This window comes from Kiloniella sp., from assembly GCF_048270245.1.
Taxonomy (GTDB): domain Bacteria; phylum Pseudomonadota; class Alphaproteobacteria; order Kiloniellales; family Kiloniellaceae; genus Kiloniella.
The window spans coordinates 515,561-536,470 of record NZ_JBLWTH010000003.1 but is presented as its reverse complement, the minus strand read 5'-3'; the positions used below and the strand labels follow the sequence as shown (position 1 = coordinate 536,470).

The window sequence follows — 20,910 nt, the reverse complement described above, 5'->3', positions numbered from 1 at the left end:
GATGAGACATACGTCGGATGTGCTGGTTATCGGTGGGGGAATAGCGGGTATTGGATCTGCGGCCAAAATAAGTTCGGAAGCAAGTGTTACGGTCTTGGAAACGATGAGTGCTTTTGGATATCACTCTACCGGGCGCAGTGCTGCGATCTTCATACGAAATTACGGCAATGCCACATTGAGGGCGTTAAATGCGGTCTCTGAAACAGTATTGTTAGAGCCCGGAGATATTTCAGATCATAGTCTTCTTTCTCCGCGTGGTGTTATGCTTGTCGCGACGGAATCTGAAACCGAGGCGCTGGATCATTATCTCGAAGGATCAGTCGGGATTGAAAGCCTGAGTGCGGATCAGGCTGTTGAGCTTGTCCCTATCCTGCGAAAGGAAATGATTGCGGCGGTTGCTTACGAGCCGCGGGCGCAAGACATTGATGTCGACAGGTTGCTGCAGGGTTATGCCCGGATTGTCAAACATAACGGAGGACAGATCGTCACGAATGCACCTGCGCAGAAAATTTCTCGAAGCAATGGTGTTTGGCAGGTGGAAACGCCCGTTGGCATCTATGATGCAAAAATTCTGATCAATGCTGCTGGTGGGTGGGCTGATGAAGTTGCTGCCATGGCGCAGGTGAATAAAGTTGGTCTGGTGCCGAAACGTCGCTCAGCGGCACTTCTGCCTGCACCAGATGGGCATGATATCATGAAATGGCCCCTTTTTGCGAGTGCGTCTGAACAATGGTACGCAAAGCCTGAAGGAGGAAAGTTGATGGTGTCGCCTGCCGATGAAGATCCTGTGGAACCACATGATGTTTTTGTTGATGATATGGTCCTTGCGGAGGGGCTTTATAGATATGAACAGGCTGTGAATGTTCCGGTCACGCGGGTTGATAAAAGCTGGGCTGGTCTGCGCAGTTTTGTAAAAGATCAGACGCCTGTGGTCGGTTTTGCTCCTGATGTCGAAGATTTTATCTGGGTGGCGGGTCAGGGGGGATATGGCATTCAAACTGCGCCTGCTCTTTCTGAATATGTCGCAGATATCTGTCTGGGGAGAGGTCCCCAACTACCCGAGGAAACAATAAAAGCACTCGATCCCGGACGATTCCGGTAAACATACTTCTTTCAAGCATAAAGGTGTTAAAAAATGACTTCTATTACACGCATTGATCCTGGCAACAGAATGAGCCAAGCCGTTATCCATAATAACACGGTTTGGCTGGCGGGGCAGGTTGGTGTTCCCGGTGAAAGTGTTGCAGCCCAGACCGCGACAATTTTGAAAAATATAGAAACCCTTCTCGAAAGAGCGGGATCGGACAAGACTAAAATATTACAGGCAACAATCTGGCTTGCGTCCATGGATGATTTTCAGGAAATGAATGAAGTATGGGATGCCTGGGTGGATAGAGAAAATCCACCGACACGCGCGTGCGGTGAATCAAAGCTTGCGACACCAGATTACACGGTTGAAATTATTGTGGTTGCAGCCGTTTAAAAGAATTCTCAATCTGAAAGTTCTGGTCAGTAAGTGCGGAGAAAGTCTTGGTGATTGGATACTCCGTAACCAATCGAAACCCGGTAACTCATTCGAGTTGCCGGGTTTTGGTCTTTGTGAAGTGGAAACAGAGATAATCGAGGAAGCTATTTTTAAACGAGGGGAAGCGCAGATGCTTTGGCCCTGCTGTTTACATTTAAGGCTTTAAGAATAGCCGTTACATGAGCTTTAACCGTACTTTCTGCGCAGCCAATTTCACGTGCAATCTCTTTATTTGATGCCCCTTTACGCATACGATCGAGAACTTCTCGTTGGCGGGGAGTTAAAATATCTAGTCGTGGGGTTCCACTGTTAAGGTTATTTGAACTCTGATCTAGATAAAGTGATGGGATGTAAATTTCGCCATCAAGAATAAGGCGTATTGCATTCAGCATAACGGCAGTTTTTGAGGTTTTTGATATATAACCATCAGCGCCAAGGGCCAAAGCCTCTTTTACTAACTTTGCATCGTTATGGGCGGAAAGAATTGCGACAGGAATATCAGGTGCTTGTTTTTTGAGTATGCTGATGTTGGATATCCCATTCATTCCAGGCATCGTGATATCCAAAAGAAGAAGGTCCAGTTCAGGGTGCTGGGATAAAATTTTCTGTACCCCCTGAAAGTTTTCAGCTTCAAGTACCTCTAGGTTCTCATCCAAGGCTGAAAGAACGCCTTTAACGCCCTCTCGAACCATTTGATGATCGTCTGCAATCAGTATCTTCAAGTTAACCTCGTTACCTATGCACATTACGCTCAACCTCTTAGTGGTTGAGCGTATGGGAAAGATAATAGCGAGGCATATAGAGAGTTAGCAAGTCTTGGTGCCAAGTTTCTTTTGTGAATTGAATGTGTTTTCTTAAATGGTATTTCTAACAAATTCTTCTTCTCTGTACCCTTGTAGAAAGAGTAATGAGGTCAAGTCAGAATGATCAATATGTAAAGGCGTATGTTGTCGCAGGCTAGGTTTCGCATTAAAGGCCACACCAAAACTTGCGGCTTTGATCATATCTTCATCATTGGCACCGTCGCCCACAGCTATTGTGTCATCTGCATTGATCCTAAGATCACACATATATTGTTGTAGAATGGTTTTCTTGCTTTCCTTTCCGAGAATAGGTTCGATGATTGTTCCTGTGAGACGCCCATCTGCTATATCAAGTTTATTTGCATGACAGTGATGAAAACCAACTCTTTGAGCTATCCTTTCTGCAAAGCAAGTAAACCCACCGGACGCAAGAACTGTCGTGGCTTTAAAGGTGTTCATCGTCTGAATTAGTGTCTGTGCGCCAGCAGTCAGAGATACTTTGTCCCTGTAAGCAATTTCTATGGCTTTTGTGGGGAGATCGCATAACAAGCTCACTCTTGCCCGTAAAGAACTGTCAAAGTCGAGTTCTCCTTGCATTGCTTTGCTGGTAATGGCCTTTATTTGGTCCGATATTCCATGAATGCTTGCCAATTCATCAATACATTCAGAGGTAATTATAGTCGCATCCATATCGGCAATAAGAAGTTTCTTTCTTCTGTTTATTGTCGAACAGAGGTTTGCATCAATTTCTAATGGTTTTAGCTGTTCGCGCAACTCGGCTAGATGAGCGGAAAAATCGCTGGCAAAAATTAACTCTAAACCCTTGTCGCCCAGAATATTAATTTTCTCTAGTTTAACATTTCTATTATCCAAAAAAGAAGCACAATGGTCTGTGATAGCAAAGGGCAAGTCTGCCCGTGAAGACAGGACCAGGACATGATTTTGTGTTTTCATAGGGGCTGACTTTTAGTGGGAAAGGATTTGGCTCAGGAAAAGTTGGGTCCGATCCATCTGAGGGTTATTAAAAAATTCGTTTGGTTCGTTTTCTTCAACTATTTCCCCTCCGTCCATAAAAATGACGCGGTCGGCAACCGATTTTGCAAAACCCATTTCGTGGGTTACGCAAAGCATGGTCATACCATCATTAGCGAGCTCTTCCATCACATCCAAAACTTCCTTGATCATTTCAGGGTCAAGCGCAGATGTTGGTTCATCAAACAACATGACTTTGGGGGACATACAAAGTGAACGGGCAATTGCAACACGCTGTTGTTGGCCACCAGATAATTGACCCGGATATTTTTGGCTCTGTTCAGCAATGTTTACGCGCTTTAGATAAGTCATCGCGAGGTCTATGGCATCTTTGCGTGGCATCTTCCGAACCCATATTGGGGCCAAGATCAAGTTCTCAAGAATAGTCATATGCGGGAAGAGGTTGAAGTGCTGAAAGCACATACCAACATCTTTGCGCACTTTCTCCAACGCTTTGGTATTGTTGGTGAGTTCCTGATTATTAACGATAATGGTGCCAGACTGGTGTTCTTCAAGCTGGTTGATGCATCGAATCATAGTAGATTTACCAGAGCCTGATGGACCACAGATAACGATACGTTCGCCTCTTTGAACTTCAAGGTTAATGTTTTTGAGAACATGAAAGTCCCCATACCATTTATTCATATCTACAAGAGAAATGACGGTGTCTTGTTCATTTTTTGCCGCGAGGGCTGCATTTTGTCCTGACATAACTAACTCCTATTGCGTCCCTAATTAATGATGACCAACCTGGCCGCGCTTTTCGAGCGAACGGCCATAGCGACTAAGACAGAAACAAAGTACCCAGTAAATGAAAGCACAGAAAACAAAGGCCTCTGCGTCAAAACCAAGCCATTCGGCATCCTGAGAAGCTGCTTTGGCAATACCGAGAAAGTCGAGCAAGCCAACGACAACAACGAGAGAGGTATCTTTGAGAAGTGCGATACAGCGGCCAATAAGAGGGGGAATAACAATCTTCAAAGCCTGAGGTAGTATAATGAAAGCGGTTGTTTGCCAGCGGTTCAAACCTAATGCCACGGCTGCTTCGCCTTGCCCTTTACTCACGCCCTGGAGACCTCCGCGGACCACTTCGGCAATATAGGCTGATGAAAAAAGAATGATACCAAATTGAACACGATAGAGGATACCGATCTCAACGTCTGTGGGGAGAAACAGGGGAAGCATAATTGTTGCCATGAAAAGGATTGTAACCAGCGGTACTCCGCGGACCAGTTCAATGACACAGATACAAAAAATCTTGATAATTTTGTTTTGCATGCTGCGGCCAAGCGCTAAGAGAACGCCGATTGGAAGAGAAGCCAAAATACCAACAACAGCAAGAACCAAGGTGAGCATTAACCCACCCCATTCAGAAGTGTCAACAACCTCTAGTCCTAATCCGCCACCGATAAGCCAATAAATCGGTAAGGGTAGGATAAGCCAGGCTACGACCAGATGAGCAGTCTTTAGCATATGCCGAGCGGTAATAATAAACAGCCCGAAAAGCAAAACAGCTGAAAGAATAGGACGCCAGGCTAATTCTGTGGGGTATGGTCCTAATAAGAATAGTTTTATCTGTGCATCAACAAAGGCCCAGCAAGCACCTTGCCCTTGTCTACATGTCTCTGCAGTACCTTGGAAAATCGCATCAAGCAGGCCCCAGTTAACCAGAGGAGGTATAATGCTTGCCAAAATAGCTAAGCCAACAATGGTCAAAAGGCCATTAGCGAAACTGTTGAACAGATTGTTTTTTATCCAGTGAAGAAGGCCGGTTTGTGACGCAGGAGGCGGCATGTCCGGAGAGGGCTGGAAAACCATAGTCATGATTAACGCTCCACTAGTTGGAATTTGTTATTGGCAATGTTCATCAGCAAAGAGATGGCCAAGTTGATACAGAGATAAACGCCCATCCAAATGGCGATGACCTCAATGGCTTGACCGTTCTGGCCAATCATCGTCCCGCCAACAGACACCATATCGGGAAAGCCAATGGCAATGGCCAAGGAGCTGTCTTTGACCAAACTTGCATAGTCGTTGGTGGTGGAAGGAATTACCGTACGAAGCGCCTGAGGCAGGACAACATCCCGCATGGTCCGGTCTGAGGATAATCCAAGGGCTGTGGCAGCTTCACGCTGTCCCTTTTGAACAGAAACAATGCCGCTTCGGACATTTTCCGCAATAAATGCTCCGCGGTAGAGCACCAAGCCAAAAACTAAAGCTGCAAATTCCGGGCGGAAAACCCAGCCACCTTTAAAGTTAAAGCCTTTAAGCTCTGGTACTTCCCAAGTCAGGACATCGCTAAAAATTGTTTGGGCAACCACAGGTGGGATGATGATTAAAGCCAAGGAAATCCATATTGTAGGATAACTTTTCCCTGTAGCATCTAGGGTCTTCTTCGCCCATTTAAGAAAAAAAACTGTTCCGATAATCCCTAAACCAAGGGCAACCATGAGGTAAATAAAGTTTTCACCGGCTATTGGTCTGGGCACAAAGATCCCTCTTTGGCTGAGGAAGCCGTCAGGTATGAATTCAATCGCTTGTTTAACTGATGGCAGGCCGACCAGAACAACCCCGTAAACAAATAAAAGAATCAAAAGAACGGGAATGTTGCGCATGATCTCAACATAAACCTCGGCCATTCTGGCAATGAGTGGATTTCCGGATACCTGGGCAACACCCATTACGATTCCGACTATGGTCGCCAAGAAAATACAAAGGATTGCCGCAAAGAAGGTGTTAATGATTCCGACTAAAAGGGCACGTCCGTAAGTATCAGACGGGCTATAGGAAATCAGAGAATCCCCAATGGGAAAACCAGCTTCCAGAGAGAGAAAGGAAAAGCCAGATTCAATGTGGCGTGCTTCTAGGTTTTCCTGGGTCGCGAGCAAAAGGTAATAGGCACAGGCAATGACGATTCCTGCTGTGAGTGTCTGATAGAGACAGGACAATAAATTGCGATAGGAAAACAGCCCACCAAGACGCGCGCTGGTAGATTTCGACATCATTTAACCTTTGGTCGGAAAGAGGGGCAAGGATCTTTAGATGAAAAAAGTCCCTTGAATTACCGCTGTGGTTCAGTAGGTGAACCCTTGTTCGTGTTGGTAAGAGCAGTTCATTTATTTGTGAAACTGCTCTTACCGGTTTTTGCTTTTAACTAACCACACCAGCCAAAGCAAAAAGGCATTAGCGTAATGGTGCTACGTACATGAGACCACCATTTTGCCATAATGCATTGGTGCCGCGGGGCAGGTTTAGGGGACTGTCTTTGCCTAGATTACGGTCAAATATTTCACCGTAGTTCCCAACGGCGGAAATTGCGTTAACCATCCAGTCGTTCTCTAGACCTATATAGCTACCGTATTCACCTGAAGCGCCCAGCATACGCTGTACTGTCGGGTTATTACGCTGTGCTTCAGATAGGTCGGAAAGATTCTCCTGAGTAACACCAAGTTCTTCAGCGGTAATCAGGCCATTGATTGTCCAGGTCACAAGATCTTTCCACTGGTTATCACCATGTTTTACCAACGGGGAAAGAGGTTCTTTTGAAATGATTTCCGGCAAAACCACATGAGCACTTGGATCCGGCATTGTTGTTCTGAATGATGCAAGTTGGCTATTGTCTGTTGTGAGCGCGTCACAACGACCGGAACGATATGCGTTCACGGCTTCTTTTTTGCCTTCAAAAACAACTGGTTCGAAGTTCAAGCTGTTGGCTCGTGCAAAGTCGGCAAGGTTTAATTCTGTTGTTGTACCCGATGTTACACACACGGTTGCGCCATCAAGTTCTTTGGCACTGTTTACACCCAAATCTTTACGGGTCATAAAGCCTTGACCGTCATAGAAAACGATAGTGGTGAAGTCGACACCTTCTTTGGTGTCGCGTTTCATTGTCCAAGTTGTGGTCCGGGACGTCAGATCAACTTGGCCTGTGACCACAGCAAGTATTTTTTGTTTAGAGGCAAGAGGAACAAACTTGATCTTGTCACTTTCGCCAAAAATGGCTGCAGATACTGCGCGACACATATCGACGTCTAGTCCTGACCAGACACCGTCAGAGTTCGGGTTAGAGAACCCAGGAACGCCTTCACTGACACCACAGTTAATGTGACCTCGTGCTTTTACGTCATCAAGTGTGCCTGCTGATGCCTGTGTTGCAAAAAGGGCAAGTCCGGCGACCATCAACCCAGAAATTTTTTTACCAGTACTTTTGTTAACAGCGAATTTTTTCATTGAATGCCTCTGAATTTTAAGTTTCCTGTTCTACACAACGCATTATTTTTTTGTTCCTTAATTGGGGAACATATTTTTTTGAGGGCCGTGTTAAGCCAATCATTCCCCAAAAAATAGAGATGCCGCAATTGGACAGAGGTATTGGGTATCGAGACTAAAGTCGTAGTTCGTAGGAGTATTCTTACGATTAAGGTCGTACGCCACTGTATATTCCGAGAGGCTTTGATATAGTCATTTTACTGGGTAATCTATTTGAGGGTGCAAGACCGTGTTTAGATCAAATTTTTTCCATTCCGCGGCTTTGTTTCTTGTTTTGGGACTTAGCTTTGGAGGCGGCAAAACTTCAGCATCAACCCTTGATATCGTTAAAGAACGAGGCTATCTGACCTGTGGTGTTGGGGAGCATGATTTTGGGTTTGCCCAGCGCGATATTCAAGGGAAATGGCACGGATTTGATGTGGATTTCTGTCGAGCAGTTGCGACGGCCACATTGGGAGACCCTACAGCGGTTCGTTTTATTCCTGTGGATAGTCAAAATCGCATCACCACTTTATTAGAGGGCGAAATCGATCTTTTGACCAGAACGACAACCTGGACCCTTAGCCGAGATGCGGCAATGGAGATCAATTTCACACGTATTACTCTATATGAAGTTCAAGGTGTTATAGCGCGATCAGAGCTTGGCATTACTCAGTTAAATGAGGCCAAATCAGGTACAATTTGTGTGAATTCAGGTACGACAAGTGAGCTTAATCTTGCCGATTATCTTAATCGTAATCAGACAAATTTGGAAATACTGGTGCTGGAAACTCAACAGGGAAGGTGGGATGCTTTTTTTAACGGTCGGTGTGATTTAATGACGTCGGATCGAATTGATTTGCAAGCGGGTGCGGCCATGTTGGCACCAAGTTCGGATGACTACGTGATATTATCAGACGTTATTTCAAAAGAGCCTTTGGCACCTGCGGTGAGAAACGATGATGATCAGTGGTTTGATATTGTAAAGTGGGTGATTAATACGACAGTTGCCAGTGAGGAGTTTGGGATTTCGTCTCAAAATTTACAGAAAATGAAAGAGGGACTTTCTCCTCAGCAAACCCGATTGTTTGGCAAGGTTAATAACCTTGGTGGTGCGCTTGGGCTTGACCCGGATTGGGCAAGCCGCGTTATTGGAGATATCGGAAATTATGGAGAAATTTTTGACCGTAATTTAGGTGAAGGTTCTCAATTCAAGGTGGAGCGGGGAATGAACAATTTATGGACAAAGGGCGGTCTTATGTACGCTTTGCCTGCGCGTTAAACCTGATTAGATGAATTTAAACGCTGACAAAAGATCCGGGTTTCTTGGACGCCGAATTGTTACGAGGGTATTGGCGAGTTTAAGTTGTATGGTTCTTCTGATCGCGGGGGCCAGCGTTGTTTCTCTCTATTCTTTTAATGATCTACGAAATGGGTTGGCTGATTTTACTGGGAACGATTTACCAAAAGTTGTTGCAGGGGCTAAATTAAATCAAATCTCTGCAAATTTAGCGTCTTTTGCACCAAAATTGTTGGCGACGAATAGTAAAGGTACTCGGCAAGCTGTTTTGTTACGGGTCGCCGATCAGGAAGCTTGGTTGGAAGAGATTTTGGTCGAGCTTGAAAAAGGGAACTCTGAGAAAGAGCTACAGCGATTCCGGGAATTAAAAGATACTTTGGTTGAAAACCTCCATGCTGTAGCAAACTTGGTTAGGCAAAAAGCTTTGAATTCTACCGAAACGAAAAAGTTACTTAATCGGATACCAAAACTGAACAAAGAGCTATTTTCCTTTCGAGCCAAGCTGTCACAACTCACTGGGACTAATCGTGATTATCAAAAATGGAGTAATGCTTTCTCGTCGGCCTTACTACTAATTCCAACTGCGGCAGCAAGTGATTTTCCTCTTGAATTACAAAAGTTTGAAGAGCAAATTACGCACCTTTTGAAAGAGATAGAGCAAGAAACATCGTATTTTCCTGATGATGTCAAATTAACGGCTCAAAAGCTCGTCCGTGATCTTCAGATACTTTCTCTTGGAGAGAATGGTATTATAAAGCTGAAAAATGAATCTTTCCAACTTGGGGATTTAGTTGAAGGCACGTTTAGCCAGAATAAAATTGTGGCAGATCGTTTTGTGGCTTCGGCTTCAATTCTGACTCGGAAATTACAAAATAATATTTTAGCCCGAAGCGAGCAGCTAGATCAGGATGCCCAGGATCGTAGTGTTCTTTTCTTGCTTATGTCACTTTTGGGCTCTGTCGCAGCGGTCCTTGTTTTCTTTCATATTAATAAATCGGTTATTCAACGGTTGGCCAACCTTAACCGAACAATGCTTTCCCATGCTTCGGGGCAGCGTCCGCCTATTACAAGCTCTGGGAATGATGAAATAACTGATATGACGAAAGCTTTTAAGTTTTTTGTCGATGTTATTGAAAAACGCGAAGAGGAACTGGAAGAGGCTAAGGATATAGCGGTTCGCGCGGATCAAGCAAAATCGCGGTTTCTGGCTGCTGCAAGTCACGATCTTCGACAACCACTTCACGCAATTAGCCTTTTTGTAGCAACCTTGTTGGATCAAAATTCTAATAAAGCACGAAGCACCGTTGTAGAAAATATTGGTCGATCTGTTGAACATATGAATGATCTGTTCGAATCTATTCTCGATTATTCACAGTTGGAAAGAGGAGAACGAGTTGCAGAAATACGTTCTTTTAAACTGAAATCCTTATTTGCAACTCTGGAAACTGATTTTGCAATACTCGCTGCGGAGAAAGGATTAGTGCTTCGTGTTGAAGGGAATGATCTTTCTGTTAAGTGCGAACCTCTTTTGTTGGATCGGATTCTACGAAACCTTCTTTCCAATGCTGTTCGTTATACCCAAGAAGGAGAAATTATACTCAAGGCCGTATCTTCGAGAAAAGGTGTAACGATTAAGGTTCAGGATAGTGGTCGTGGTATTTCAAAGGATCAACAGCAACAAATTTTTCATGAGTTTTATCGTTATGGCGATAAATCTGAAAAGGGCCTTGGCTTAGGTTTGGCAATTGCTCAACAGATGGCAGTTTTGTTAGAGACCGAGATAACTGTTTTTTCTGATATAGGAAAAGGGGCGATTTTCAGTCTTGAACTGATAGAAGCGGATCGGGTTAATTCTTGTGAACAGACTTCGACTATTGTTGAAAAGAAGATCAATGAAAATATTCTAAACGATCAAACAATTGTCTTACTGGATGACAATCCACAGATCATTGTTGCAATGACAGGGTTACTTGAAAAGTGGGGATGTAACGTACTGGCGGCTCAAAATAGTGCAGAACTAAAAAGATTGTTAAATACAGCCGAAATACAGCCGCTGGCTTATGTGACCGATTACGAATTAGAGAGTGAGAAAACAGGCTTGGATGTTCTTGATTCTCTCCTTACAAAAGACGAAAGAAATCGCGGAATTATTTTGACTGGGAACACTGACCCGGAAATTGAAGCGGCAACAAAAAGAAAAGGATTTAGCTATTATAACAAGCCGATACGCCCCGCAAAACTAGCGGCGTTTTTAAGGCACTTAGCTCGGCGAGATATTTCACGGGTATGATTTTTGCTCGTGTTGTACAAGCGTCCCATGTTGTACAAGCGTCCCATGTTGTACAAGCGTATTGTACCTGTTTGTGAGATTGTTAAACTCGTGGGCATATTAATCTGTGATAAGGGGAAACCCCGTTTGGGGGAGTTAAAATTTATGAAGTTTCTCCGTCGTTTATTCTGGATATGCGTATTTATCGGGGGCGTATTCCCGCTAGCAATAATATTGTTTTATTGGGTCGTACCGCCTTTGGCGACGCCACTCATGTTTATCAGAGATGACCCCATTCAATATGATTTTGTCGCATTAGAAGACATCTCGCCAAATCTTGTACGGGCCGTTTTGGTTTCTGAAGATCAGCGGTTTTGTGAGCATGCTGGATTTGATTGGAAACAATTGGAGATTGTTTGGAACGAGTTAATCTACACTGGAACGGCATCACGGGGTGCAAGTACGATTTCGATGCAAACGGCCAAAAATCTTTTTCTTTGGCCCTCGAGGAGCAAGGTTCGAAAAGTACTCGAAATTCCCCTGACTATCATGCTCGAAACTATATTGCCCAAACGCCGTATTTTAGAGATTTATCTGAATATAGCAGAGCTTGGTCCGGGAATTTACGGTGCCGAGGCGGCTGCTCAGGCGCACTTTAAGAGGAACGCTAAAAATATGACGGTGCGTCAAGCGTCCCGTCTTGCCGCTGTCTTACCTAATCCGTTAACAAGAAATGCCGCGCGGCCAAGCACAAATGTTCAAAAGAGAGCAGATAAAATTATGAGAAATATGCGTATCGCACCGGCATCGCTTTGGTCATGTGTTTAGATGAAGTGCATCCTACCTGTGATAAAAGCAACGCCATTAGTATGCAAATATAGTTTTATGTTTTGGGTGGGGTTGTTTCCAGGTGTTGGAACCGCTCTTAATTCTCCCCTTGGTTTGTATTCGTTCTGCCGCTTACTAGTGAAGCATTAAACTTAATTGCGTGTGGGGTGGCAGGAGAAGTGGATGATTATAGTGTGCGATATTGTCACTATCTTTGCGACAAGGGGTAACTTGCTGGTTGAATTGCTCAATAAAACCCGGATTATTAAGCAAAAAGCGGTTCGAAAAATATACGCCAAGAGGTTTGTTTTTTAGGTCCACTTTTCGAACATGTTCAAGCTGATCAGTTTTATGTAAGAGCCGATCCATAACAAGTTCGTTTGCCAGAACAGCTTCGAAACGGTCGCTCAATAACATTCTAAGTAAGCTCTTTGTGTCTGTCGCTGGCGTATTCGAAACGTTATAGTCGTTGGCAATCAGCCATTTATGCATATTCGCCCCTAGAAAACTGGAAACGTTAGCGTTCTTTTTGAAGTCGTTGGATTGCGGATCAAGGAGGGATTCTTTGCGGAGATACCAGGTCCATGTTTGTTCCGCAATTGCCTTTGTCATCACAGCATAGCTATCGCGAAATGCGTTTTTTGAGGCTGCGTAAAATCCATCAGCCTCATGATTTTGCACAAGTATTTGAGCTCTTTTCCAAGGAACAACTTGAATTTTATATGGTTTTTCAAGTTTATGTAAAACACATTCCAATACAGTTGTGGCTATGCCTGTAAAGTTATTCTCTTCATCAAAATAACTGTAGGGGGGGAGTTCATGAGTTGTTATAATAACTGGCTCAGCGGCAATTACAGCCGATGAAAAAAAAGTCATGACAACTGTTTGTAAAATACTGAGGCGGTTAATCAATCCCATGTTCACTATACCTACTTACTCCTGAACAGAATGCGTAGTTAGCTATATTTTTATATGTACCAAGTATTATAGGTTGTTTTTTTTAGATAAATACATTTTAAAATATATTTATCTAAAAGGCTATATAATTGTATTTTTCCCAATTCTATAAGCTCTGTTGCTGTTTATTGCTTAGCTCTTAAATCCAGCACAAAGAAACTTATGTCAGCATCCATTCATGATCTGGGTCGTTATGGAATTTCCAAATTCGCTTGGGGCCAGCCATGACATTGAGGTAGTATAGATCGTATCCATGGGGAGCACCGCAGGGGTGGTAACCTTCTGGTACCAAGACGACATTACGATCTTCTACGGCAAAGGTTTCATCCAAGGATCTGTCATCAGTATAAACGCGCTGGAAGGCAAAACCCTGTGATGGATTTAGGCGGTGGTAATAAGTTTCTTCCAATAAGGATTCATTTGGCAATGCATCTTGATCATGTTTGTGGGGCGGGTAGGATGACCAGTGCCCGCTAGGAGTTATGACTTCGACAACAAGCAGACTGTCTGCTGGCTCTGTTTCGGGCAGAATATTGGCAACATGCCGAATGTTTGTGCCTTCTCCACGTGTTTCTCTACTTGCTTTTTCTGGTGAAATCACACGAGGTTTCAGCCGTTCATCGGGTGTAGATGTTACAGGTGCAGAGCATACGGCCAGTTCGACATCGGTTTCTGTGGTTAAAGACCATTTGCAGCCTCCGGGAATATAAACGGACCAAGGATCTCCTTCGAAGGGGGACATGCGTTCGCCAAGAGATCCAAAGTCCTGACCATCCACACTTACCTTGCCTTTCCCGGACACAAAGACGAGACAGACTTCACGATCCGTTGTCTGTTCTGAAATGGTTTGACCTTTTAAAAGCTTGTGCACATCAAAGCCAACATACGTCCATTCGGCACTTTCAGGAGTAACTTCGATGATTTTTCCGCTGTTGTCGGGCACTGATGGCTTTACAAGTAGGTGGCTCATGATTGTTTCTCGTGCGATTGTGGGGGTGAGTGGTTATTTGCTTGAACTGTTTTAATCTAAAAGGTTGGCTTCTTGCAGGTATTTGACCAAATTGGCATAACCCAGCTTTGCAAAGCTAAGCGCTGAAGTTTCTTCTGAATACTGTTCAGCCTCGACGATGATCCAACCTTGATACCCCTGAAGTTCTTTAAGTGTGGTGATGAAATCAATCATGCCATCGCCTGGAACAGTATAGACACCGGCAATGACAGCCTCAAGGAAGCTCATATTCTTATCGGCTGCTTTCTTCATTATATCCGAGCGGATGTCTTTTGTGTGTACATGACTGATCCGATCCTTGTAACGCGCTGCCAGTGTCGCGGGATCAACCCCGCCCCATGTCGCGTGACCTGTGTCCAAAAGCAAATGAACAGAGGGACCCGTGACACGCATAAAATTGTGAATGTCTTCTTCGGATTGCACAATGGTACCCATGTGATGGTGATACACAAGGCGGACACCTTCGGCCAAAGTCATGTCGCCGATCTCTGTCACCCGTTTGCCAAATTGGGCCCAATCTTTGTCATGTAAGACAGGTCGTTTGGAAAGGGGGATGTTTATGTCGCCGTGAATGGCGTTTGATGTTTCGGCAAAAACCAGAACGTCAGCACCACAACCTTTTAGAAGATCCAGATGTGGCCGCAGGTTCAAAAGTTCATCTTTGACACTGCGGGTTAGTAGTTCAGAAGAATACCAACCGGACACAAGGCTGTGACCGTATTCAGCAAGTGTTGCCTTTAGTGTTTCACTTTTACGCGGGAATTTATTGCCAAGCTCCATGCCAACAAACCCTGCTTCCTGTGCTTCACGAAGACATTGTTCAAGCGGGATATGACCACCGAGTTCCGTCATATCATCATTTGACCAGCCAATAGGATTGGCCCCAATGCGAATGGTCATTAATTTAGTCTCCGATACGTTGTTGCTTGAGCGCGGTTTCATAGTTTTCACGCGCAGAGTTTACATTCTTGTCTGATGATATTTCCGGAACGGCGACATCCCACCAGTGCCCGCCAGCTTCTGTCGAAGCCAATGGATCTGTATCGATCACAATGACGGTAGTTTTATCTTTATTTTGGGCTTGTTCTAACGCTGCTTCCAACTCATCAATTGTGCTGACTTTTGACGCAATTGCTCCCAAACTTTCTGCGTGGGCTTTAAAATCAATATCTGGCAAGGATTGATGATTGGTGTGTTCCAATAGATTGTTGAACGAGGGGTTCCCTGTGCCCCGTTGCAGGCGATTGATGCATCCATAGCCACGGTTATCTAGAACGACAATTGTTAGTCTCTGCCCGAGTAGAACAGAGGTGGCAATTTCGGAATTCATCATCAAATAAGAGCCATCGCCAACCATGACGATGACTTCTTGGTCTGGATTGGCAAGCTTGACACCAAGCCCGCCCGCAATCTCGTACCCCATACAGGAATAGCCATATTCTACGTGGTAACTTCCGGGGGCAGAGGCCTGCCACAGTTTATGTAATTCGCCGGGCAATCCCCCAGCTGCACAGACAACAATGCTGTCTTTGGGGGATGATCGTTGAACAGCACCGATGACTTGGGCATCAGAGGGATAAAGGTCGGGCGTTGAGGCTGTAACCTTGCTGGCGTCATTAAGCCAACTTTGGTGTGCGTTGTGCCCTAAGGTGGCCCACTCATCTGGTGCCTGCCAGCTTTCAAGCTTTGTACTTAGCTGTTGTAACGTACTTAGGGCATCACCAATCAAGGGCAGAGACCTATGTTTTGTGGCATCAAAGTTTTGTACGTTGATACCGATAAACCGACGATCTGGGTTTTTGAAAAGTGCCCATGATCCGGTCGTGAAGTCCTGAAGTCTTGTTCCCACAGCCAGAATAATGTCGGCTTCTTCAGCGAGCTTGTTTGCTGCAGAGGTTCCAGTGACGCCTATCGCACCCATGTTCATTGGGTGATCGTGGGGAAGGGCTGATTTCCCTGCCTGCGTTTCTGTGACGGGTATCTTATGCCTTTCTGCAAAAGATCGAAGAGCATCACATGCTTTGGAATAGTGGACGCCACCCCCTGCAATTATCAAAGGTTTTTTGGCTACTTTCAAAGCTGAAAGTGCAATTTCGAGTTCTTTGGCATCAACAGTAGGACGTCGAATGTACCAGATCTTTTCTTCGAAGAAACTTTCTGGGTAATCATAGGCTTCGGCTTGGGTGTCTTGGCAAAGGGACAATGTTACAGGACCACAATCAGCCGGATCTGTGAGAACATTCATGGCTCTGTTTAGGGCGGGTATAATCTGTTCAGGACGTGTGATGCGATCAAAGTATCTGGATACGGGCTTGAAACAATCATTTGCCGAAATCGTGCCGTCGCTAAAATTTTCAATTTGCTGAAGGACGGGATCAGGGTGCCTGTTGGCAAAAACATCACCGGGTAACAATAAAAGTGGGAGACGGTTGACATGGGCCAATGCAGCAGCCGTGACCATGTTTGTTGCGCCGGGACCAATGGAGGTTGTACAGGCCATCATACGTTGGCGTTGCTTTGATTTGGCAAAGGCAATCGCTGCGTGTGCCATACCTTGTTCATTGTGCGCCCGGTATGTGGGAAGTTTATCCTGAACCTGATAGAGAGCTTCGCCCATTCCCGAGACGTTACCGTGCCCAAAGATTGCCCATACCCCAGCAAAGATTGGTTCAACCTTGTTATCAATTTCAATTTTCTGAACACTTAAAAATCGGGCAACAGCTTGCGCCATTGTTAATCGTATCGTTTTCATCTGTCTTAATCCGGTCTGTTCAGACTTCTATTCTGTAAGTAAAATGAAGTATGACATATTTTGTTTCTCGGGTTTCAGTTCTTGTTGTCAGGGTGTTCCTGTTTAGGAAAAGCGCGTAGCTTTTTCTACTTCGATCCAGGAATTTGTCAGGCGTTGGAATTTATTCTCCATGTCTGCGATTGCGGCTTCGTCATCAATCTTTCCTTGTAACCATGCATTGGCCGCTTCGGCAAAGATTGTGCGACCCACGGCAAAACCCTTGACCCATGGTGATGATATAGCAGAGGCAAAGGCTTCTTTTAGTTGATCTTCGGGGGCTTCAAGTCCGAGAAGAACAATGCCTCGGCAATAACGATCATTTTCCTCTATCACATTGCTGATATTTTGCCAGGCAACTTTGCTGGTCTGTGGTTCCAGTTTCCACCAGTCCGGCTTGATGCCCAGTTCATAAAGTCGGGCCATGATTTTTGAAATTGTCTCGTCGTTAAGGGGGCCATTTTTGCCAGCGATGATTTCTATCAGAAGTTCTCGCCCAATTTTTCTTGCTGCTTCATGAAGACGCAAAAGGGATTTTTCTTGTTGCTCTCTGATGCTTTTCTCGTCGTTGGGATGATAGAAACAAAGGCATTTAACAACATGGTCAACGGGCCATTCGATCAGATGTGATCCCAAGTCTTCGATTTGATCAAAATCTAAAGGATACGATCCGGGCAATTCGACGGGCCGCCCGATCCACAAGGGTTCTTTTGCTGCATCAAAAAGTGCTTTGACACCATAAGTACTGTCTAGAAGCATACCATAGTTCGGTCGGCCTTGAGCGACGTTACTGGCAGCTTTTACCGCGAGCTGTTTAAGCGCTGGGATGCGATCACGGGATACCCCCGCGCGATCAGCCATATCTTCTAATTGAGATCTGTGATCGATGGCAAAGGCCATAAGGCTTTTATCTGTGGGGCGGCGCGTGGTTGCCCAGTGAATGTGGTTGATATCTTGATCTTTACGCAATGCGTGATGTTTACTTCCTGTTTTCAGGAAATACTGTAATTCATCCCAAGTCGGGATTTCTGGGGAACAGAGCAGACGAGAAACGGCAAAGGCACCACAAGCGTTGGCCCATTTGGCGCAAGTCTCATAATCCTCGTCGGTAAGCCAACCCCTTAAAAAACCTGACATGAACGCGTCACCTGCTCCCAACACATTGTAAACCTCTACAGGGAAGCCAGGACCCGTGATACCTTCTTCCAAATTTGACGGTATCGCATCAGGGTAAACGATACAGCCCATTGGACCACGTTTGAGAACAACAACGGCGGAGGAAAGGGAGCGGATCTTTTTTAAGGCTTCGAGTGTGTTTTCGGTGCCGCCAGCAATGTGAACTTCTTCTTCTGTACCAACAATCAGATCACAATCAGCTAAAACAGATTGAAGATGGGTGGTCACGAGATCTGATTTGATGAAACGTTCTTCGCCTGATTCGTGGCCTGCCAACCCCCAAAGATTGGGGCGGTAATCGATATCAAGAATCACTCTGCGTCCTGCAGATTTTGCGATCGAGACTGCTTTTTTGCTTGCGGCAAGTACATTGGGTTTTGATAGGTGCGTGCCACTAATGAGAACTGATTGAGATTTTTTTATAAAATCGGGATCTATATCTTCTTCACACAAGGCCATATCGGCGCAATTTTCACGGTAAAAAATTAAGGGAAAGGTGTCTTCATCCCTGACGCCCAACAACACCAATGCCGTCAAGCGTTCTTTGTCTGTGATAATGCCGTCTGTTGCAACGGCTTCGCGTGCCATTTGTTCGCGGATATAACGCCCCATCTGTTCGTCACCGACCCGTGTGATAAAGCCGGATTGCAACCCTAATCTTGAGGTGCCAATGGCGATGTTTGCCGGACAGCCGCCGACAGATTTTGCGAAACTCGCCATATCTTCCAAACGTCCACCAATTTGTTGACCGTAGAGATCGACAGAGGCACGGCCAATGGTAATTACGTCGAGATCTTGTTGCTTAGTCATATTTTTTGTCGTTTCTTCTTGCTGGTCTACTTGCGGGCACTTAGACCTATCCGATTATTGTATAATACGCGGACTTTTGATCTTTATTATAGCGTGAAAAAAGTTTCACTTTTCATATCTAGGATTTGAAAAACGGTTTCTTTCACATCTTCTTCTTGTGACAATGAAACACATATTCTATATTTAAGTCAATTCAGAATATGTATTCCTTTGGAGGCTCTTTTGGTTGGGTTTGGATTAATTGGTGCTGGTCGAATTGGGCAGCTCCACGCAGATAATATCGTGGCAAATGCACGGGCAAAGTTGGTGACGGTTTCAGATGCTTTTGCCGAGGCAGCAAAATCTTTGGCGGCAAAAACGGGTGCCGAAATTTCATCGGTCGAAGATATGTTGGCCCGAGATGATGTTCAGGCTGTTTTTATTGCGTCTTCAACAGATACACATGCTGATTTCATCGAAGCGGGTGTGCGTGCTGGTAAAGCTGTTTTTTGTGAAAAGCCTGTAGATATGGATGCGGACAGAATACGAACTTGTTTAAAGGTTGTTGAAAGCTGTAACCAGTCATTGATGATTGGCTTTAATCGTCGTTTTGACCCGAATTTTGCATCATTACAGCGTCGGTTATCAGACGGTGAAATCGGTGATGTTGAAATCGTAACCATTCAATCCAGAGATCCTTCTCCGCCGCCAGTTTCTTATATTGAACGATCCGGTGGCCTGTTTCGCGATATGATGATTCATGATCTTGATATGGCGCGGTTTCTGTTGGGGGAAGAGCCTGTTTCAATCTATGCCACGGGTTCGGCGTTGGTTGATCCGGCTATCGGCGATGCAGGGGATGTGGATACAGCGCTGGCTGTGTTGAAAACTGCAAGTGGTAAGGTTTGTCAGATATCCAATTCACGCCGGGCAACCTATGGGTACGACCAGCGAGTGGAAGTCCATGGATCAAAAGGTATGCTCCGCGCAGGTAATGTTCATGAAACAACTGTAGAAGTCGCAACATCAGCTGGCTTTAAAGCTGATCCTGTTCAGCATTTCTTTTTGGAACGCTATATGGCTGCGTATCGCGATGAACTCAATGCCTTCATCGATGTCGTAGAACAGGGCATACAGCCTTCGCCAAGTGGGTACGATGGCCTCATGGCACAGGCCTTGGCCGATGCGGCAACAGAATCTCTGAAGACTGGCGTGCCCGTTTCACTGGTCTAGCCGGCGGCAGAGTTTGATCTAAAAAAGCAGAGGATGCGAAACGCGCCCTCTGCTTTTTTGTGTGAACTCGAAAGAACTTCAGAGATCAATTATGCCCTATAGTTAGTCACGCAAGACCTGTCATTTTTTGCAAGTCTTCGGCAACTCCGCGAGCTGATGAGAGAATGGGATTTCCTTTGTTCAAGCCGTCGTTCTCAAGAAAAGGTGATGACCATCCACCAGCTTCTTCGATAAGAATAATACCCGCCAGACAATCCCATGGGTTAATGTGAGGTTCGTAGTAGCCAATCAAACGACCAGATGCGACATATGACATCATCAGAGCACAAGAGCCATTGCGGATAAACATGCCGCCTGCTGAAAGCAGGTTGTCGAGAAATGGTAATAGTTGTGACGGTGGGATGCGATGGGATGTTCCCAAGCCCATTACCCCTTGGGTAACGGAATTGATATTTTGAGTTTCAATTTTTTGATTATTTAAGTGCGCGCCGTTCCCGGTTAGGGCGGAGAAAAGTTCATCCGTGTTGGGGTCGTACACAAAACCTGCGACGATATTGTCCCCTTTCATCAGGGCGACGGAAATACACCAAGCATACATTCCTGTCAGGAAGCACGCAGTACCGTCGATGGGGTCGATCACCCAGAGATAATCGTTACTCCCCTTTTCCTGTCCGTGTTCTTCGCCGAGATAGCCGTCACCCGGAAATTTCTTTCGTGTTAGATCACGGATAATTTTCTCGACATTCTGATCTGCAATGCTGACGACATCCTGTGGATCCGTTTTTGTTTCTATAATTAGTTCATCCCGGCGATTGAAATAATCAAGGGCAATTTTGCCTGCTTCTTTGATCATTTCCTTGCCGTGAAGGAACCTTTGATCAATTTCATTCTTATCTTCGTGGGAAAGGTTCTGATAGGTGAGAAACACAATAGAGTCCTTAGAGATTTATGCC

Annotated in this window: 18 protein-coding genes; 6 read left to right on the top strand and 12 right to left on the bottom strand. The window is 45.1% G+C overall.

All coding sequences use genetic code 11. The features are described from left to right. Window position 1 precedes the first annotated feature (1 nt). Both ACN0W5_RS10160 and ACN0W5_RS10155 read left to right on the top strand, forming a co-directional pair. Window positions 2-1,102 carry an NAD(P)/FAD-dependent oxidoreductase gene (locus tag ACN0W5_RS10160; RefSeq protein ID WP_417454017.1) on the top strand — a complete coding sequence of 367 codons (1,101 nt, stop codon included), beginning with the start codon at window positions 2-4 and terminating at the stop codon, window positions 1,100-1,102. Window positions 1,103-1,135: 33 nt separating this feature from the next. Continuing rightward, a complete protein-coding gene (locus ACN0W5_RS10155; protein WP_299381246.1) occupies window positions 1,136-1,483 on the top strand; it encodes a RidA family protein in 348 nt (115 codons plus the stop codon). Between the two features lie 152 nt (window positions 1,484-1,635). On the opposite strand, the gene ACN0W5_RS10150 is transcribed toward ACN0W5_RS10155, so the two are convergent. The 6 genes from ACN0W5_RS10150 to ACN0W5_RS10125 form a co-directional block, all read right to left on the bottom strand. Beyond that, window positions 1,636-2,247 carry a response regulator gene (locus tag ACN0W5_RS10150; RefSeq protein WP_417454016.1) on the bottom strand — a complete coding sequence of 204 codons (612 nt, stop codon included), beginning with the start codon at window positions 2,245-2,247 and terminating at the stop codon, window positions 1,636-1,638. A 132-nt stretch (window positions 2,248-2,379) separates the two neighbouring features. Next, a complete protein-coding gene (serB, locus tag ACN0W5_RS10145; protein WP_417454015.1) occupies window positions 2,380-3,282 on the bottom strand; it encodes a phosphoserine phosphatase SerB in 903 nt (300 codons plus the stop codon). Window positions 3,283-3,294: 12 nt separating this feature from the next. Then, entirely contained in the window at window positions 3,295-4,071 is a 777-nt protein-coding gene (locus tag ACN0W5_RS10140; RefSeq protein WP_299381241.1) for an amino acid ABC transporter ATP-binding protein, read from the bottom strand. 24 nt (window positions 4,072-4,095) lie between these two features. After that, the gene (locus tag ACN0W5_RS10135; protein ID WP_417454014.1) at window positions 4,096-5,184 is read right to left on the bottom strand and encodes an amino acid ABC transporter permease; all 1,089 of its coding nucleotides are present in this window, start codon (window positions 5,182-5,184) and stop codon (window positions 4,096-4,098) included. Window positions 5,185-5,186: 2 nt separating this feature from the next. Continuing rightward, a complete protein-coding gene (locus ACN0W5_RS10130; protein ID WP_417454013.1) occupies window positions 5,187-6,362 on the bottom strand; it encodes an amino acid ABC transporter permease in 1,176 nt (391 codons plus the stop codon). Between the two features lie 181 nt (window positions 6,363-6,543). Continuing rightward, window positions 6,544-7,590 carry an amino acid ABC transporter substrate-binding protein gene (locus tag ACN0W5_RS10125; protein WP_417454012.1) on the bottom strand — a complete coding sequence of 349 codons (1,047 nt, stop codon included), beginning with the start codon at window positions 7,588-7,590 and terminating at the stop codon, window positions 6,544-6,546. 268 nt (window positions 7,591-7,858) lie between these two features. Between ACN0W5_RS10125 and ACN0W5_RS10120 the strand changes: the two genes are divergently transcribed. The 3 genes from ACN0W5_RS10120 to mtgA all read left to right on the top strand — a co-directional run bounded on the left by ACN0W5_RS10120 (window position 7,859) and on the right by mtgA (window position 12,005). Continuing rightward, complete coding sequence (locus tag ACN0W5_RS10120; RefSeq protein ID WP_417454011.1) at window positions 7,859-8,890, top strand: amino acid ABC transporter substrate-binding protein; 1,032 nt, start codon at window positions 7,859-7,861, stop codon at window positions 8,888-8,890. Between the two features lie 88 nt (window positions 8,891-8,978). Then, window positions 8,979-11,198, top strand: coding sequence for a hybrid sensor histidine kinase/response regulator (locus tag ACN0W5_RS10115; protein ID WP_417454010.1), 2,220 nt, complete (start codon window positions 8,979-8,981; stop codon window positions 11,196-11,198). 144 nt (window positions 11,199-11,342) lie between these two features. After that, window positions 11,343-12,005: a monofunctional biosynthetic peptidoglycan transglycosylase gene (gene mtgA, locus ACN0W5_RS10110; RefSeq protein ID WP_417454009.1), complete on the top strand. Its 663-nt coding sequence runs from the start codon at window positions 11,343-11,345 to the stop codon at window positions 12,003-12,005. Window positions 12,006-12,140: 135 nt separating this feature from the next. Here mtgA and ACN0W5_RS10105 read toward each other — a convergent pair whose 3' ends face one another. The 5 genes from ACN0W5_RS10105 to ACN0W5_RS10085 all read right to left on the bottom strand — a co-directional run bounded on the left by ACN0W5_RS10105 (window position 12,141) and on the right by ACN0W5_RS10085 (window position 18,745). Further along, window positions 12,141-12,923, bottom strand: coding sequence for a substrate-binding periplasmic protein (locus ACN0W5_RS10105; protein WP_417454008.1), 783 nt, complete (start codon window positions 12,921-12,923; stop codon window positions 12,141-12,143). A gap of 199 nt (window positions 12,924-13,122) precedes the next feature. Further along, window positions 13,123-13,932, bottom strand: coding sequence for a 5-deoxy-glucuronate isomerase (gene iolB / locus ACN0W5_RS10100; protein WP_417454007.1), 810 nt, complete (start codon window positions 13,930-13,932; stop codon window positions 13,123-13,125). A 51-nt stretch (window positions 13,933-13,983) separates the two neighbouring features. Continuing rightward, window positions 13,984-14,871 carry a myo-inosose-2 dehydratase gene (gene iolE, locus ACN0W5_RS10095; protein ID WP_417454006.1) on the bottom strand — a complete coding sequence of 296 codons (888 nt, stop codon included), beginning with the start codon at window positions 14,869-14,871 and terminating at the stop codon, window positions 13,984-13,986. Between the two features lie 4 nt (window positions 14,872-14,875). Then, window positions 14,876-16,723, bottom strand: coding sequence for a 3D-(3,5/4)-trihydroxycyclohexane-1,2-dione acylhydrolase (decyclizing) (gene iolD, locus ACN0W5_RS10090; protein ID WP_417454005.1), 1,848 nt, complete (start codon window positions 16,721-16,723; stop codon window positions 14,876-14,878). Between the two features lie 102 nt (window positions 16,724-16,825). Then, window positions 16,826-18,745 (bottom strand): bifunctional 5-dehydro-2-deoxygluconokinase/5-dehydro-2-deoxyphosphogluconate aldolase, encoded by a 1,920-nt coding sequence (locus ACN0W5_RS10085; protein WP_417454004.1) that lies wholly within the window; start codon window positions 18,743-18,745, stop codon window positions 16,826-16,828. Between the two features lie 222 nt (window positions 18,746-18,967). Between ACN0W5_RS10085 and iolG the strand changes: the two genes are divergently transcribed. Continuing rightward, window positions 18,968-19,957 (top strand): inositol 2-dehydrogenase, encoded by a 990-nt coding sequence (iolG, locus tag ACN0W5_RS10080; RefSeq protein ID WP_417454003.1) that lies wholly within the window; start codon window positions 18,968-18,970, stop codon window positions 19,955-19,957. Between the two features lie 106 nt (window positions 19,958-20,063). On the opposite strand, the gene ACN0W5_RS10075 is transcribed toward iolG, so the two are convergent. Further along, entirely contained in the window at window positions 20,064-20,885 is an 822-nt protein-coding gene (locus ACN0W5_RS10075; RefSeq protein ID WP_417454002.1) for an inositol monophosphatase family protein, read from the bottom strand. Window positions 20,886-20,910 lie beyond the last annotated feature (25 nt).

Coding starts and splice junctions, on each gene's coding strand:
- ACN0W5_RS10160 (WP_417454017.1), top strand. CDS start 2: ATGAGACATACGTCGGATGTGCTGGTTATCGGTGGGGGAATAGCGGGT.
- ACN0W5_RS10155 (WP_299381246.1), top strand. CDS start 1,136: ATGACTTCTATTACACGCATTGATCCTGGCAACAGAATGAGCCAAGCC.
- serB (WP_417454015.1), bottom strand. CDS start 3,282: ATGAAAACACAAAATCATGTCCTGGTCCTGTCTTCACGGGCAGACTTG.
- ACN0W5_RS10140 (WP_299381241.1), bottom strand. CDS start 4,071: ATGTCAGGACAAAATGCAGCCCTCGCGGCAAAAAATGAACAAGACACC.
- ACN0W5_RS10135 (WP_417454014.1), bottom strand. CDS start 5,184: ATGACTATGGTTTTCCAGCCCTCTCCGGACATGCCGCCTCCTGCGTCA.
- ACN0W5_RS10130 (WP_417454013.1), bottom strand. CDS start 6,362: ATGTCGAAATCTACCAGCGCGCGTCTTGGTGGGCTGTTTTCCTATCGC.
- ACN0W5_RS10125 (WP_417454012.1), bottom strand. CDS start 7,590: ATGAAAAAATTCGCTGTTAACAAAAGTACTGGTAAAAAAATTTCTGGG.
- ACN0W5_RS10115 (WP_417454010.1), top strand. CDS start 8,979: ATGGTTCTTCTGATCGCGGGGGCCAGCGTTGTTTCTCTCTATTCTTTT.
- mtgA (WP_417454009.1), top strand. CDS start 11,343: ATGAAGTTTCTCCGTCGTTTATTCTGGATATGCGTATTTATCGGGGGC.
- ACN0W5_RS10105 (WP_417454008.1), bottom strand. CDS start 12,923: ATGGGATTGATTAACCGCCTCAGTATTTTACAAACAGTTGTCATGACT.
- iolB (WP_417454007.1), bottom strand. CDS start 13,932: ATGAGCCACCTACTTGTAAAGCCATCAGTGCCCGACAACAGCGGAAAA.
- iolE (WP_417454006.1), bottom strand. CDS start 14,871: ATGACCATTCGCATTGGGGCCAATCCTATTGGCTGGTCAAATGATGAT.
- iolD (WP_417454005.1), bottom strand. CDS start 16,723: ATGAAAACGATACGATTAACAATGGCGCAAGCTGTTGCCCGATTTTTA.
- ACN0W5_RS10085 (WP_417454004.1), bottom strand. CDS start 18,745: ATGACTAAGCAACAAGATCTCGACGTAATTACCATTGGCCGTGCCTCT.